The sequence below is a fragment of the Stenotrophomonas sp. TWI1149 genome (assembly GCF_039673155.1).
GTDB classification, from domain to species: Bacteria; Pseudomonadota; Gammaproteobacteria; order Xanthomonadales; family Xanthomonadaceae; genus Stenotrophomonas; species Stenotrophomonas maltophilia_AA.
The window spans coordinates 20442-35675 of sequence record NZ_JBDJLB010000015.1; the positions used below are offsets into that span (position 1 = coordinate 20442).

At 66.9% G+C, this 15234-nt stretch carries 15 protein-coding genes; 3 read left to right on the forward strand and 12 right to left on the reverse strand.

What is annotated here, in order from left to right; genetic code table 11:
- Window positions 1-33 precede the first annotated feature (33 nt).
- Window positions 34-1431, forward strand: coding sequence for a short-chain fatty acyl-CoA regulator family protein (locus tag ABE424_RS16355; RefSeq protein ID WP_176990172.1), 1398 nt, complete (start codon window positions 34-36; stop codon window positions 1429-1431).
- A 172-nt stretch (window positions 1432-1603) separates the two neighbouring features.
- On the opposite strand, the gene ABE424_RS16360 is transcribed toward ABE424_RS16355, so the two are convergent.
- From ABE424_RS16360 to ABE424_RS16415, 12 genes are all read right to left on the reverse strand, one after another.
- Complete coding sequence (locus ABE424_RS16360; protein ID WP_346491717.1) at window positions 1604-3493, reverse strand: RpoH suppressor; 1890 nt, start codon at window positions 3491-3493, stop codon at window positions 1604-1606.
- A gap of 144 nt (window positions 3494-3637) precedes the next feature.
- A complete protein-coding gene (locus ABE424_RS16365; protein ID WP_346478449.1) occupies window positions 3638-4174 on the reverse strand; it encodes a lipocalin family protein in 537 nt (178 codons plus the stop codon).
- Between the two features lie 28 nt (window positions 4175-4202).
- Window positions 4203-5276 carry a class I SAM-dependent methyltransferase gene (locus ABE424_RS16370; protein WP_346478450.1) on the reverse strand — a complete coding sequence of 358 codons (1074 nt, stop codon included), beginning with the start codon at window positions 5274-5276 and terminating at the stop codon, window positions 4203-4205.
- Complete coding sequence (locus ABE424_RS16375; RefSeq protein WP_346491718.1) at window positions 5273-6070, reverse strand: DUF1295 domain-containing protein; 798 nt, start codon at window positions 6068-6070, stop codon at window positions 5273-5275. Before ABE424_RS16375 ends, ABE424_RS16370 begins: the two co-directional genes overlap by 4 nt.
- Window positions 6067-6624, reverse strand: coding sequence for a DUF2878 domain-containing protein (locus ABE424_RS16380; RefSeq protein WP_346491719.1), 558 nt, complete (start codon window positions 6622-6624; stop codon window positions 6067-6069). The genes ABE424_RS16375 and ABE424_RS16380 overlap by 4 nt, the downstream gene beginning before the upstream one ends.
- A 1-nt stretch (window position 6625) precedes the next feature.
- On the reverse strand, window positions 6626-7882 hold the full coding sequence (locus tag ABE424_RS16385) for a cyclopropane-fatty-acyl-phospholipid synthase family protein (protein WP_346491720.1): 1257 nt from the start codon (window positions 7880-7882) through the stop codon (window positions 6626-6628).
- Window positions 7879-8646 (reverse strand): DUF1365 domain-containing protein, encoded by a 768-nt coding sequence (locus ABE424_RS16390; protein WP_346491721.1) that lies wholly within the window; start codon window positions 8644-8646, stop codon window positions 7879-7881. The genes ABE424_RS16385 and ABE424_RS16390 overlap by 4 nt, the downstream gene beginning before the upstream one ends.
- Window positions 8643-9923 carry an FAD-dependent oxidoreductase gene (locus ABE424_RS16395; RefSeq protein WP_346491722.1) on the reverse strand — a complete coding sequence of 427 codons (1281 nt, stop codon included), beginning with the start codon at window positions 9921-9923 and terminating at the stop codon, window positions 8643-8645. The genes ABE424_RS16390 and ABE424_RS16395 overlap by 4 nt, the downstream gene beginning before the upstream one ends.
- 1 nt (window position 9924) lies before the next feature.
- Complete coding sequence (locus tag ABE424_RS16400) at window positions 9925-10884, reverse strand: acyl-CoA desaturase (RefSeq protein ID WP_179460495.1); 960 nt, start codon at window positions 10882-10884, stop codon at window positions 9925-9927.
- Window positions 10885-10974: 90 nt separating this feature from the next.
- Window positions 10975-11760, reverse strand: a complete 786-nt coding sequence (locus ABE424_RS16405; RefSeq protein ID WP_346491723.1) for an anti-sigma factor — start codon at window positions 11758-11760, stop codon at window positions 10975-10977.
- Complete coding sequence (locus ABE424_RS16410; RefSeq protein WP_241696580.1) at window positions 11757-12323, reverse strand: sigma-70 family RNA polymerase sigma factor; 567 nt, start codon at window positions 12321-12323, stop codon at window positions 11757-11759. Before ABE424_RS16410 ends, ABE424_RS16405 begins: the two co-directional genes overlap by 4 nt.
- Before the next feature lie 70 nt (window positions 12324-12393).
- Window positions 12394-13176 carry a hypothetical protein gene (locus ABE424_RS16415; protein ID WP_346491724.1) on the reverse strand — a complete coding sequence of 261 codons (783 nt, stop codon included), beginning with the start codon at window positions 13174-13176 and terminating at the stop codon, window positions 12394-12396.
- A 172-nt stretch (window positions 13177-13348) separates the two neighbouring features.
- Between ABE424_RS16415 and ABE424_RS16420 the strand changes: the two genes are divergently transcribed.
- Together ABE424_RS16420 and ABE424_RS16425 are read left to right on the forward strand one after the other, a co-directional pair.
- Window positions 13349-13531, forward strand: a complete 183-nt coding sequence (locus tag ABE424_RS16420) for a hypothetical protein (protein ID WP_346491725.1) — start codon at window positions 13349-13351, stop codon at window positions 13529-13531.
- A 204-nt stretch (window positions 13532-13735) separates the two neighbouring features.
- Window positions 13736-15223 carry a hypothetical protein gene (locus ABE424_RS16425; protein WP_346466241.1) on the forward strand — a complete coding sequence of 496 codons (1488 nt, stop codon included), beginning with the start codon at window positions 13736-13738 and terminating at the stop codon, window positions 15221-15223.
- Window positions 15224-15234: the final 11 nt, after the last annotated feature.

The window sequence follows — 15234 nt, forward strand, 5'->3', positions numbered from 1 at the left end:
CGATTTCCGGGCTGTATACGCTTAATCTGGCCAATGCCCGCTACGATTCTTGTGAATTCTGTGAATAGCCAGCCCGTCCAACGCCAGATCGGCCTGCGCCTGCTCAAGCTGCGCGAGCAGCGGGGCTACAGCCAGCTGGCGCTGGCCAAGGCCCTGGGGCTGTCGGCCAGCTACCTGAACCAGATCGAGCGCAACAAACGGCCACTGACCCCGGCGGTGCAGGGCAAGCTGCGCGAGGTGCTGGGTGATGTCAGCGACCTGTTCGAGGTCGATGACCCCGGCGCGCTGCAGGAATCGCTGGGCGAGACCCTGCGCGACCTGGGCCTGGCCGATGTCAGCAGCACCGAACTGCGTGCCATGGCCGGCAACCTGCCGCAGATCAGCCGTGCCCTGCTCGACCTGCACCGCCGCCACCTGATGCTGCGCGAGCATGCCGCCGCGCTGGAGTTCCAGCTGGGCGACGTGCATGCGGGGCAGGCGCTGCCCGCCGGCGACCAGGTGCGTGACTTCTTCAACCGCATGCACAACCACATCCCCGAGCTGGATGACCTGGCCGAGCAGTTGTTTGGCGAATGGGGGCTGGTGGCGGGGCATGTCGCGCCGCGCCTGCGCCAACTGCTGGCCGACCGCCACGGCGTGCTGGTGGAAGTGGGGCCGCTGCAGGCCGGGCGCGAGAAGCGCGTCTACGACGGCGGCAGCCGCACCTTGTGGCTGCCCGACTACCTGGAGCCGGGCCAGCAGGCGTTCCAGATGGCCGCCGAGCTGGCCCTGCTCGGGTATGCGGCGCAGATCGATGCGGTGATCGCACGCGCGGGGTTCGGTGAAGCCGAGCAGATCGCGCAGGCGCGGATCGGCATGTCCAACTATTTCGCCGGTGCGCTGGTGATGCCGTATGCGCAGTTCCTGCGTGCCGCCGAGCACAGCGCGTACGACATCGATGCGCTGGCCCATCGTTTCGGCGTGGGCTTCGAGGCGGTCTGCCATCGCTTGAGCACACTGGCGCGACGCAGCGCGCCGGGGCTGCCGTTCTTCTTCATCCGCGTGGACCGCGCCGGCAATGTCTCCAAGCGGCATTCGGCGACCGACTTCCACTTCTCCCAGGTGGGCGGCTCCTGCCCGCTGTGGATCGTGTACGAAGCCTTCAACCAGCCAGGCCGCGTACTGACCCAGACCGCACGCATGCCCGACGGGCGCCGCCATTTCTGGTTGGCGCGGCAGGTGAGCAGTGGCCCGATCGGGCATGGCCAGCCGCGCAAGACCTTCGCCGTGGCACTGGGCTGTGATCTGCAGCATGCCGAGCGCCTGATCTACACGCGCGGGCTGGACATCCAGAGCCCGGGCAACTCGGTGTCGATCGGCCCGGGCTGCCGGGTGTGCCCGCGCGAGGACTGCATGCAGCGCGCATTCCCGCAGCTGCCGGGACGGGGCTGATACGGCCCGGTGGCGGTTGGATCGTGCCGGCCAACGGCCGGCACCTACCGGGTTACAGCACTACCGACCGCTGACCCGTTCCCCCGACAAGGTAGTGCCGGCCGCTGGCCGGCTCCACGTAGCGCGCAGTGCCGGCCAACGGCCGGCACCTGCCGGTTTGGAGGACACCGATCTAGTAGATCGGCGTCACCTTCATCTGCGGCAGCGGTCGCGGTGCGCCATCCGTGAGGTCCGGCCCGAGGTCTTCCCAGGTCTGGCCCTGCTCGACCATGTGCCGCCACAGCTGCTGCGACTCGCGGCGTTTGTCTTCCGAGCTCAGGCGGTAGGACGGCGGCACCGGCGTGCCGGTGGCCACACTTTGATACGCCGCTTCGTACGCCGCCACCCGTTGTGCGGGGTCATCGGTGCGCGCCACATCCAGCGTGTAGCGCTGGTAGGCCGAGGCCAGGTTGCGCCAGCGGATCCAGTAGTGATTGGCGAAGGAAAAGTCGCAGAAGCGTTCGCCAGCGATGCTGCCCTTGTCGGCGATGCGGCTGAGCACGGCCTGCGGCATGTCCAGGTTCATGCCGCCCTCGTCGCCCTCCAGCGCGACATGCACGATGCGGTCGCGGTAGCCCGGTGCGCGGGCCTGCAGCACATCGCGCCAGTTCTGCATGGTCGACACGATCGAAAACAGGAAGCCGGACATCTCCGCCGCCGCCAGCGGCTGCGCGATGGAATGGTAGCTGCGCTGCCAGCCATGGCGGTTCTCGGTCGGCAGGAACACCGCCTGCTCCGCACGCGCATGCGGGTCGCCATGAGCCAGCACGCTGACCGCCTCGGCGTGGCGCGGATACACCAGATTGATGCCGAACGTCGGCCAGCGCGGCAGCGCGGCGTCGAACAGGTGGATCGGGAAATTGCTGCTGATCCCACCATCGGAGAACCAGCAGACGCGGAAGGCCGCGATCACCGGGCCACAGCTCTGGCCGCCACTGGTGAGCCCTTCCATGCTGTCGGCGACGTTGGTGTTGTCGCGCCGTGGCTCGGCGTCCGCGACCGGCTCGCAGCGACGCTCGCGGCGCGCCGGCTCGTGCAGCGGCACCGCGCTGATCAGCAGCGGGAAGCTGAGGCTCATGCGCGTGGCGACCAGCACCGGCAGTTCCTCGCCATCGACCAGGCGGTAGTAGTCGCGCCCATCGACGTGCTCCGGCGTGCCTGCACGTGCCACCAGCCAGTCGACCACGCTTGCCGGGAACAACTGCGCGAACTCCTCGCGCAGGAACCAGAAATGCGCCGCACTGAACGGCAACGTGCGCGGCTCGCTGTGCGAGATGCAGGTGGTGATCATCTGCAGGGTGATCGCGTGCGCGCCGCCCGGCTCACCGGGATAGCGCGGCGCGGCGTGCAGATCGCCGAAGGTCAATGGCTGGTCGTCCGGCTTGCCGGCCAGTGCCTGCAGCCGTGCGTGCAGCCAGTCGGTCAGGGCCGGCGCGGACGCATCGGGCTGGGTACTGCCATTGCACAGGCCGAGCAGGTTGCGCCGTGCCACCCGCGCGACGCGCAGCGCCGAGGCCAGCACGCCGGCGCCATACGCGCACAGCAGCGAGGGCAGCAGCGTGGCCCAGATGCCGTCGATGCCACCGGCCAGGTAGCCGATGCCGAGCAGCCCGGCGAGCGCAACCAGCAGCTCCACGGGTGCGATCGCGAACACTGCCGCGAGCAGGCAGGCGATCTTGCGCAGCAGGCCGGCCTTGCCAGTGAGCATCACCAGCAGGCGATACGCGGTACGCGCGCCGTAGGCCGGCTGGAACAGGCTGTGGATGAACCCCTGCCGCGACAGCTGCGCCGAAACCTCGGCCAGCCCGGGAAAGCCGACCGTCGCCGCGACCGGCTCACCGGCCTGGCGACGCCGATCACCCAGTGCGGCGGCCGCTGCCACCGCTGCGGCGATGGCCCCGGCCGAGGTGCCGCCGATGCTCTTGAAGCGGTACTCGCGGGCCAGCGACAGCACCGCATTGGGATACACGATGCCGCTGGTGATGCCGCCCTTCATGACCAGATCGCAGTACTTGTCCGCCACGTTGCCGCCCTCTGTCCGCCGGTGCGCGGCCGATCCGCGCACCCTCCCCGCCTGGTCCCGCAACGATGCAGGGACCGGGGAGGTCGATGGCGACAGTATCGCCCGCGCGCTTCTCAGGGCCTGAGAAGCGCGGCACGGAACGGCTTATTCGGCCTTGCCGGACTGCGGCACGCGCCTTACCTGGGACAGGTCGTAGCCGAGCGCGGCGATGCGGGTCATGGCCGCCTGGTAGTCCGCATCGGAGATGGTCGGCGTGCGCGCCATCAGCCACATGTAATCGCGTTTGCTGCGCCCGACGATGGTCTGCCTGTAGTCGGAATCGAGATCCACGATCACGTACTCGGCCTGGATCGGCCAGATGAACTGCATGCCCCAGACGGCGCCGCCGGTGCCCTCCTTGACCGTCCCGATCGGGTGCATGGTCTTGATCGGGGCCTGGAAGCTGCCCTTGCGGTAGCGGAAGGTAGTCTGGATGCGACCGTCCGGACGCAACGCATAGGACTCCACCGCATCGAACGCTTCACGCTCGGGGCGGCTGGGGATATGCGCGATCACATACCAGTCGCCCATGAAGCGCGGCACGTCCACGTGGGCCACGGGCGGGATCGGACGGGTGTTGCCACTGCAGCCGCCGAGCATCATGCCGACGGCCAGCAGGGGGATGAGAGCGCGGATCGACATGACGGTTTCCTCCAGGAACGTGGGGTGATCACGGACGGTTGAACAGGTAATGGGCCACCTGCCACTGTTGGCCCTGCTGATAGCCGAACAGCTCCGCGCAGGCCATCCAGAACATGCGCCAGCGCTGGTGCCACAGCGCGGCCGAGGCATCGCCGTAGGTCTGGCGCAGCACAGCCATCACCGCCTCTTTCTCGCGGTCCTGGTTGGCCAGCCAATGGTTGGCGGTGCGCTCGTAGTGGGTGCCATCGAGCAGCCAGCGCTGCTGCAGCTGCAGGTGCTGCTGGAAGAACAGCAGGGTATCGGCGGCCGGCATCAGGCCACCGGTGAAGAAGTGGCGACCCATCCAGTTGTCATCGCCCTCGGTCTCGAACGGGTACATCAGCGTGCGGTGCACGAAGATGTGCACGAACAGCTTGCCCTCCGGGCGCAGCCAGCGGTGGATGCGCTGCAGCAGCTGCGGGTAGTTGCGCATGTGCTCGAACATCTCGATCGACACGCAGCGATCGAAGGTCTCCGCATCCAGCATCAGATGGTTCACGTCACGGGTCAGCACGGTGACGTTGATCAGGCCACGCGCGCGGCACTGGCCCAGGATGTACTCGCGCTGGCTGTTGGAATTGGATACCGCGGTGATCTGCGCGTTCGGATAGCGCTCGGCCATCCACAGCGTCAGCGACCCCCAGCCGCAGCCCAGCTCCAGGATGTGCTGCCCATCGGCCAGCTGTGCGCGCTCGCCGTACAGCGCCAGCATCGCCTCTTCAGCCTCGTCCAGCGTTTCCGTGCCGGTGGCGTAGTAGCAGCTGCTGTACTTCAGGCGCTTGCCCAGGCAACGGTGGAAGAACTCGGCCGGCACCTCGTAGTGCTGGCGGTTGGCGGCATCCACGTGCAGCGCCACGGCGCTGCTGGCCAGCCCGGCGATGCGCGCGGCAAAGCGCTGCGACTGCACCTGCTGGCCGCCGGCGAGCTCTTCGCGCAGGCGCTGCTCGCACTGGCGGCGGATGCCCAGCCGCAGCAGGGCATCGGGCAGCAGTCCGCGTTCGGCCAGGCCGGTCAGGCCCGGTGCGTAGTCCGGTAGCGGAAGACGGTCACTGGCGACATTCATGGGGAAGATTCCTTGCGGGCATGCGACGAGCGGGAGGGGAACCACGGAAACAGCATCGGCGTGGTGCGCTGGTACTCGCGGTAATCCTCGCCACGCGAACGCAATGCCTGCGCCTCGGTGAAGGGAATCCCGCTGACCCAGCGCAGGAACACGTACATCACCAGTGGCCCGGACCAGGCCAGCCACCACAGCGGCGACTGCACGGCGAGCAGCACGTAGGTGAACCAGTGCAGCCACTCGAAGAAATAGTTGGGATGCCGCGAGTACCGCCACAGCCCGTCACGGCAGGTCTTGCCCTTGTTGGCCGGATCGGCACGGAAGCGCGCCAGCTGACGATCCGCCAGCGATTCGCCGCCCACGCTCAGCAGCCACATCGCGATGGCCGCGATCAGCCAGCCCCAGCCCTGGGGTGCCGGATTCACCGACACCGCCACGAACGGCAGCGCGAACAGCACGATCAACAGCGCCTGGAACTGGAAGAAGCCGAAGATCTTTCCCTGGTGGCCGTTCCAGTGCCTGCGCAGGTGCTGGTAGCGGCCATCCTCGGGCTCGCTGCGCACGCGGTGCCACAGGTGCAGTGCCAGGCGTGAGCCCCACAGGCCGCCCAGCACCGCCAGCGCGATCCGCGGCATCGCCGCGCCGTCGCCCAACAGTGCCAGCAGCAGGGCCGACGCGCCGACGCCCTTGGCCCAGAGCACATCCACCACGCCGATGTTCTGGTGCCGGCGCTGCCACCACCAGCCCAAGGTCATGATCACGGCGGCGTACAGCCACACCCACCACAGCATCTTCATCGTGTCTCTCCCGGAACGAGTGGGCGCATCGGTGCGGCGTGGCGCTGCCAATGACGGGCGCACGCCGCAAGTACCGGCAGCGCGATCGCCCAGCCGATGCCAAGCAGCAGCACGCCGTGCCACTGCGGTGTAGCGAACACCACCGACGACCAGCCGCGCGCGGCGGACAGATACGCCAGCGGCGCCAGCAGCAGGCCGACCAGCGTGGCAATGACCAGATGACGCTGCAGCACCGCGAACGACACCGTGAGCGTCATCGCGAACGCGGCCCACAGTGCGAGGATCCAGACCGGGGCGACCCACGCGAGTTCATTGCCGGCCGCGTAAAGCACCCACCCGGAAGCGCCGGCCAACCCGTCAACGACCAGCCCGCAGCCGATCGCCACCAGCATCAGTTTGAGTTCGACCGACGGTTGTGCCGACAACGCCAACTGGCTGCCCACATACACCGCCGCCGCCACCAGCGCGGGCCAGCGCAGCCCGTGGCCGGCACCGATCACGGCGCACAGCCAGACCAGCTGGTTGCCGATCACGTTGGCCCAGAAACGGGGCACCTCAGCCCTCCCCGGCGATCAGCGCGGGCCGGTAGCCCGGACGCGCCATCAGCAGGTGCGAGACACCGATGGAGCGCTCCAGGAAGCCACCTTCGCAGTACGCGAGATAGAACTCCCACAGACGGATGAAGCGTGCATCGAAGCCCTGCGCGCGCACTGCGGGCAGCTGGGCCAGGAACCGCTGGCGCCACGCGCGGAGGGTGAGTGCATAGGACGGGCCGAAATCGTGCTGGCCGATCAGCTGCAGGTCGCTGCTGCGGGTCTTGGCCGCGACGATCGCGTTGATCGAGGGGATGAAGCTGCCGGGGAACACGAAGCGCTTGATGTAGTCCACGCTGCGCCGGGCCTGCTCGTAACGCTGGTCTTCGATGGTGATGGCCTGCAGCAGCGCGAGGCCATCGTCCTTGAGCAGGCGGGTCAGCGTGGCGAAGTAGGTGTCCAGGTACTGCGCGCCGATCGCCTCGATCATCTCGATGGAGACCAGCTTGTCGTACTGCCCGTCCAGATCGCGGTAATCCTTGAGCAGCAGGGTCACCTTGTCCTGCAGGCCGGCCGCCTCGACCCGCTGCTTTGCCAGCGTGTACTGCTCGACCGAGATGGTGGTGGTGGTGACGTGGCAACCGATATGGCGCGCCGCGTACAGCGCGAAGCCGCCCCAGCCGGTGCCGATCTCGACCACGCGGTCGCCCGCAGTCAGCTGCAGCTGCTCGCAGATGCGCGCCAGCTTGCGCTCGGACGCAGCCTCCAGCGTGTCGTCCGGGCTGGCATACAGCGCCGAGGAGTACATCAGGTCCGGCGACAGGAACAGCGAGAAGAACGGATTGCCCAGGTCGTAGTGCGCGGCGATGTTGCGGCGGCTGCCTTCGCGCGTGTTTCGGCGGAGCCGGTTCCAGCCTTTCAGCAGCCAGCCGCCCAGGCGGGCCGGGCCGCGCTCCATGCCGTCGAGCAGATCGCGGTTGCGTACCAGCAGCTGCACCAGCGCGACCAGGTCATCGCAGCGCCAGTCACCGCGGATGTAGGCCTCGCCCGCACCGACACTGCCCTGCGCGGCGACCGCGCGGTAGAAGCCGGGGTCGTCCACCCAGACCGTCACCTGGGGCGTGGCGTCCGGATCGCCGATCACCACATCGCCCACGGCGTCGCGCAGCCGCAGATGCCCGCCGCGCAGCGGCGCCAGCTGCGCCAACAGGCGTGCGCGCAGGAACCCTTCGAGGGCGGACGGTTGCGGCACGGCCACCGCACGGGTCATGTCGTTCATGGGGATTTTCCGGCAAGAGAAGGATGGTCGTGGACGGGGGTGCGCTTCAGCCACAGGCGCAGCGCCTGCCAGTGGATCGCGGCAACGACCTTGAGGGTCATCAGCGGGTAGCGCAGCAGCACGCCGGCCAGGCCACGACCGGTGAGCGGATGGCGCCGCATGACCAGGTCGGCATCGAACTGGCATGCGCCCTCGCGCCAGACCTGCATGTGCACGTGCAGGTCGTCGCCCGGCGCGGTGAAGCGCCAGCGGTACTCGCAGTCCATCGGCATGAAGGGCGAGACATGGAACTGCTTGTCGAACGTCCAGCACAGCGCGCGGCCCCGGGCGTCGGCCTGCGCTACCGGCAGCACGTAGGCATGGCGCTCCTTCCACGGCGTGTTGGTGATCTCCGCGACGATGCTGTCCAGCGTGCTGCCATCGGCGGCATAGCAGTAGTAGAAGCTCACCGGATTGAACACATGCCCGGCATAGCGCGGATGCGTCAGCAGGCGGATCGGTCCGGCAGGCGCGCGGCCCAGTGCCTCGGTGATGCGTGCGCGCACGGCATCGGCCAGCGGCTGATCGGGTACGCCGAGATAATCGCTGCGGCGGAACTCGACCACGTTGCGGCGGCCGACCGACCACAGCCAGCGCCGCTCGAACAGGCGCGGCAGTTCGTCCAGGTCCAGCAGCAGCTGCGCGATCGGGTAGCGGAATGCATGCGCGTGCGGCGCGTGCCGCCGATGGCGCATCCAGCCGCGGTAGATCGCACTGGCGCTCATGCCGGCAGCGCCTCGGCCAGCGGCCAGTACGACTCGGCATCCAGCGCCTGCAGCGCATCGACCACGCGTCGCGCACTGCGGATGCCATCCTCGTGGAAGCCCCAGCCCCAGTACGCACCGGCGAACCAGGTACGGCGGTGGCCCTGGATCTCCGCCCAGCGCTGCTGCGCCCGCACCATCGCGTGGTCGTGCACCGGATGGGCGTACTGCAGGCGGCGCAGCACGGAGGCCGGATCGATCGCAGCGCTGCGGTTGAGGGTGACCACCAACGGCGTCGGCGTGTCGATGCCCTGCAGCAGGTTCATGCAGTAGCTCACCGTGCACGGCGCCAGCGGATCGCGCGGTACGTGCGCGTTCCACGCCGCCCACGCCTTGCGGTCGCGCGGCAGCAGGCTGGCATCGGTGTGCAGCACGACCTCGTTGTGCTGGTAGCGGATCGCGCCCAGCACCGCGCGCTCGGTGAGATCGGCATCGGACAGCAGGGCCAGTGCCTGGTCGCTGTGGCAGGCCAGCACCAGCTGGTCGAAGCCTTCCAGCCCGGTAGCGCTTTGCACGCGCACGCCATGCTCGTGGCGCTCCACGCCGAATACCGGGCACTCCAGGCGCTCACGCACCTGCCAGCGACGGCGCAGCGCGTCGACATACCGCGCCGAGCCGCCCTGCACCACGCGCCACGGTGCGCGCCCGGTCATCTGCAGCATCTGGTGATTGGCCATGAACTGCACGAGGTAGCGCGCCGGGAACGCGGCCAGACTGGCCGTCGGCGACGACCACAGCGCCGAGGCCATCGGCAGCAGGTGTTCGTCGATGAAGGTGCGGCCGTAACGGCCCTTGTCCAGGAATTCGCCCAGCGAGGGGCCTTCATCGTCGCGCTCGAGCAGCGCCGGCGCCTCGCGGTAGAAACGGCGCAGGTCGCGCAGCATGCCCCAGAAGCGCGGCGACACCAGATTGCGGCGCTGGCAGAACAGCGTGTCCAGCGAGGTGGCGTTGTACTCCAGCCCGCTGCGTTCGCTGTGCACCGAGAAGCTCATCGTGGTCGGCTGCGAGGCCACGCCCAGTTCGTCGAACAGTCCGGTCAGCAACGGATAGTGCGCGGGATTGAACACGATGAAGCCGGTATCCACCGCCTGCGTGCGGCCGTCGATCTCCACCTCGTGCGTGTGGGTATGGCCACCCAGGTAGTCATTGGCCTCGAACAGCGTCACTTCGTGCCGCTGGCTCAACCACCACGCACTCGCGAGGCCGGCGATGCCCGATCCGATCACGGCGATACGCATGTCAGTGCTCCGCCTTGGCCAGCACCCAGGCCGGCACGGGTTTGAGATCACGCACCAGCCCGAGCGCCGCCATCGCCCGCAGGCCATACCAGGTGACATCCACTTCCCACCAGTAGAAGCCCTGTCGCGCGGTCCCCGGGAAGAAGTGATGGTTGTTGTGCCAGCCTTCGCCGAAGGTCAACAGGGCGAGCCACAGATTGTTGCGGCTGTCGTCCCCGGTGTTGAAACGCTGGCGGCCGAAGCGGTGCGCCAGCGAATTGATCGTGACCGTGGCATGGAACAGCACGACAGTGGAGATGAAGAACCCCCACACCAGCATCTGCCCACCGGTGGTGCCCCACGACGGCGCGATGCGCTCCAGCAGGGCACCCAGGCCGAACAGCGCGGCGGCCAAGGCGATCGGCACCAGCGTGTCGAAGCGATCCAGCCAGCGCAGCTCCGGGTACTTCGCCAGGTCGGGGATGCGCGACCAGTCGGTACGGAAGCCCTCGACCGTGAGGAACCAGCCCATGTGGCTCCACCAGAAGCCATGCACCGAGGGCGAATGCGGATCGGCCGCCGTGTCGGTATGGCGATGATGATTGCGGTGATGCGCGGCCCACCACAACGGGCCGCGCTGCACGCTGGAGGCGCCGATCAGCGCGAAGAGGAACTGCACGGCGCGCGAGGTGCGGAAGGTACGGTGCGAGAAGTAGCGGTGGTAGAAGGCGGTGATCGCGAACATGCGCACCGCGTACAGCGCGACCGCCACGCCGACCGCGACCCAGGACACGCCCACCCAGATCACCGCCAGGCAGGCCAGGTGCATCGCGGCGAACGGGATCGCCCGCACCCAGTCCACGCGCTGTGGCTGGCCGGTGGCGGCCGCCGCATCGGTGCGGGTGTCGAACCAGCGCAGCAGCGTTGCCCAGCGGCGTCGCTGTGCGGTGCGTCCTGCGTCGGGGGTGGGGCTGACCGACATGACTCGCTTCTCCTGAGGCGTTATCAGGAGATACGGGAGCGGGCGCCGTTTGGATGCACGGATCCGGAAAAATAGTCCGGACCCATGCGGTTACAGGTTCGCGATATCGCCCTTGGCGATGATCGGGCCGGTCGGAATGCCCTGCGGCGCGCCGGTGGAGGGCTCCAGCGTGATCGCCAGCACCGAGCCGTTCACAAGTGCATCACGCAGGGTGTCGGGCACGGCCACGGTGTGGGCACGGTTGATCGAGACGAGGCCCAGCGAACGCGGGGCGCCACCGGCCGGGATCAGCCACAGCTCCGGCGCGCGACCGGCCGCGTCTGCCGGTGCCGGGACGGGCACCATCAGCACCTTGCCCTGGGTCGTGTCGACCGAGGCCAGCCAGCCCGGCGTGCCATCGTCGTGCAGCAGCGGGGTCACCGGCTTGGTCGCCTGCTCCGGTTCGGCCGGGGCCGTCGGGGTGCTCGGCGTGACCGCCACCGGGGTGGACACCGGTGCGGCAGGCTCCAGATCGCGGCGGCTGAACACGGCCACCAGCGCCAATGCGGCGGCCAGCGCGGTCATGCCCTGCCAGAACCCGGTGCGCTGCCACAGCCGCGGCGAGGCCGTGGCTGCCGACGGCCAGCCCAGCGAGGTCCGGATGCGCGGCCACAGATGCGCGGGCACGGCTTCGCTTCCGAGCGACTCCAGCATCGGAGCGAGGCGGTTTTCCCACTGCGTCACCAGCCGGCCGAAGCCGGGATCGCTGGCGATGCGGCGCTCAACCTCGGCGCGCCGGGCAGCGTCGAGCACCCCCAGCACGTACTCGCCGGCGAGGATGTCGGCGCTCGGCGGTTCGCCGTCGTCATGCAGATCGTGGCGGTCGCGGCTGTTCATCGTTCCAGGCACACCCGCAGTTGGCCCAGGCCCCGGCGGATCCAGCTCTTCACCGAGCCCAGCGGCGAGCCGATGCGGCGCGCGAGTTCTTCATAGCTGGCGCCATCGAGGAAGGCCAGCCGGATCAGCGAGCGACGGCGCGGCTCCAGCGTGTCCAGGCAGTCCTGCAGGCGCTCGTGATCGGATGCCTGTTCGGCCACCTGGGCGGGCTGCGGCGCGAAATCGGGCAGTTCCTCGGCCACCGACAGATCATCCAGCGCGCGCGGCGGCGCGGCGCGCAGGCGGTCGATCGAGCGGTTGCGGGCCATCATCGACAGCCAGGTCATGGCCGCGGCCTTGGCACGGTCGAACTGTGCCGCCTTGTGCCAGACCGTGGTGAAGACCTCCTGCAGCACCTCTTCGGCATCGCCGCGGTCGCGCAGCACCTGCAGGCAGATCGCGAACAGGCGGCCGGAGGCAAGCTGATAGACCGATTCGAACGCCTGGCGATCGCCTCCGGCGACCCGGACGAGCAACTCGTCCAGGCGGTGTGATGCGGCGGCGGCGGCGTCCAGCTCGGGCATTGCAGGCTCAATGTCGATAACGGGCGTATCGGCATCCTGCTTGCTCCCGGCGCTGTCTGCAAGGGGGCGCTCAGGCACCGCATGTCTTCACCAGCGGCTGCGTGCGGGCAGCGGACAACTCGGCCGCAGACGTGGCGACCGGTGCGGCCGGAAACTCGACCCGCACCTGCGGGAACCTGCCCTTCTCATCGCGGATGTTGCCGGTGCCGGTGAACTGCAGAAGACGCTGGTCCGCAGTGGCATAGACCAGGGTGACCGGGGGCACCGCGAAACCGAACCACGCATCGAGCTTCATCTGCAGCTGCTCGGCCGGCTGGCCCTGCCAGGTCACCGCACCGGTACGTTGCAATTTCAGTGGTACCAGGCGCTGACGGCTGGGCAGCAGGAACTGGAACGCCACGCTCTGCCCCGCCTGCAACGCAGACCAATGGCTGCGCACCGCCGCGTCGAAACCGGCATCCACCACCGCGCCCGGCGGAACCGCGATGGCGCGGCTGAATGTCGGTGCCTGCGCGCTGGCGCGGACCGATACCTGGCGAGTGGCGGCACCGCCGCGCACACCTTCCTGATAGCCGTCGCGGCCATCGTCTAGGGTGAAATCCGGTGTCTGCGGGCTGCCTTGCGGGGTTATCCACTTGCGCGCGAAGGGGCGCCCATCGCTGCAGCGGTACAGCACCAGCCGCGACTGTGCCTCGGGCGGCCCCTGCAGCCAGTGGCTCTCGCGGTACAGCAGGGTGCTGCCGACGGCCGCATAGGCGCGGCCCTCCTGGCGCTGGATGGATTGCGCCATGCCCGGCAACGGGCACAGCGCCAGCAGCAGGCACGCGGCGATGGGGACAGGCGGGTGGCGCATGCGCGACTCCAGGTGATTGTCCTGAAGAGATACGCAGCAAGTGCCCGGGCGGATGCAGCGGGCGGCAATCCGTACTCTGGTCGTCCCGGGCCAGAAGGCCCAGTACACCCCCAGCCAGGCGGACTGGTCACGGGCGTCGCTGGCGAACTGCCCGTTGTAGGTCAGATCCACCGTGACCCGGGCGCTGGGTGCAGACCGCAGCCCCAGGGCCGACACCGCGCCGGCGCTGGCGCGTTTCTTCGAGACCAGCGAAGGCTTCTGGATGAATCTGAAGATGGTCTACGACGCCGCCAAGGCACGCGATGAACTGGCAGAGGTCTTATCGAGGATAGTTCCCTATCACCACAAGACGTGAAGCGTAAGTGCCGATCTCAAGGAAGAGGGCGGGCGGCGAATTGCCTGAAAAGTGCTTGCGGTATGAGGCCTGTTCGCCGGCCGGCCTGACCAGAATCGGTCCGAGCAACCGGCCAATACAGTTTACTTCTTGCTCACCTTGACGGGACCGGCCTAAGTAAATAGATAATTCATTTAGGACCGCATCTTACAGGGGGAATGGAACTTGGGAATTTTTGATAAGGGCGTGGAGCCACAAGAGTTTGAAAGCTTCAAGAAGGCTGTGAGCAGCCGATTTGACGAATTGGAACGAAAGGTTGTTTCTTCCACATCTGAGTCTGCGGAGGCGGCGCGTGAGTCTCTAGCCGCGATCCAAGCTCATCGCTTGACGGTTGATCATACCGCAGCAGAGATGTCGTCAGCTCGATCGGAGATATCCGAGGCACTGCAAGAGATTTCTAACGCAATGTCGAGTCTCACCTCGGGAAAGGAGAGGTTCTTAGAGGATGCAAGCACGCTTGAGCAATCCGCAAGAGCTGCACTGAACGTCTACGCAGAAGCGTCGGCTGCCAACGAATCCGTACAGCGCTCTGTTTCTGAGGCCCAAGCTCGCCTGGAGAAGGTCGATGGATTTTTGGAACAGGCCGACGCGATCCCGACTGAACTCGAGGCTCTGTCCAAACAGTCTCAGGATGCGAAGTCCCAAGCAGACAACATCAAGTTACTCCTTAATCATTCGTTGAAAAGAAAAGCCGAACTCGACGAACTTCACAAGGAAGTCTTCGGGCACGACGTTGAAGGCGAGGACGGCAACACCGAGCGGGTGGACGGCCTTCGAGACGAGTTGGAAAAGACGTATGAATCAATCAACTCTCGCCTCTCAGCGCTGTCCAATGAGTCGGACAACGCCGTTTCAAAAATTGAGGAAGACCATCGCAAGGTTCTGGAAGGTCAGCAGCTCGAGTTCTCGTCGCTTATAGATGGCGGCAGATCATCGCTTTCGGACGTTTCTGAACAGCTAAAGGCCCTACTCCCAGGAGCCCTCGCAGCTGGGCTTAGTGCCGCCTATGAAAGCAAGAAGGACGACGAATCAGCCTTCTTGAAGCTACATGAGAAGAGCTTTAGGCATGCAGTTTTTGGCCTCATCGCAGTATCCCTGATTCCATTCGCCGTTGGCATCTACCAGCTTGTGCATGGTGTTCTGCTGACAGAGGTTATTAGGGACACGCCGCAGATGGTCATCTCCATTTTGCCGCTCTACTTCCCCGTTCTATGGCTGGCCTACTCTTCAAACAAGCGACTCAACTTATCTAAACGTCTCATCGAGGAATACACGCACAAAGCGGTTCTCGGCAGAACATTCTCAGGCCTTTCGAACCAGATTGAATCTCTGTCCGATGGCGGCGAAGTAAAGAATGAGCTAAGGACCCGACTCCTCTTCAACGTACTTCAAGTGAGCGCTGAAAACCCTGGCAAGTTGATCACTGACTACAACAAGACCGATCACCCTGTGATGGATGTGCTGGAGAAGAGTGCGAAATTGTCTGAATCGGTTGAGACGCTCTTGAAGATTCCCGGCTTCGGCGCCCTTGCAAAGGTACTGTCTGAGAAACGCGACAACCTGCTGAAGCAGCAGGACTCCAAGATCGAAGCTGGTATGGCCGCAAACGAAGAGCTGGACCCACGGCCCACTGACGGCTCGAAGGAAGCCTAATGATTAACGCA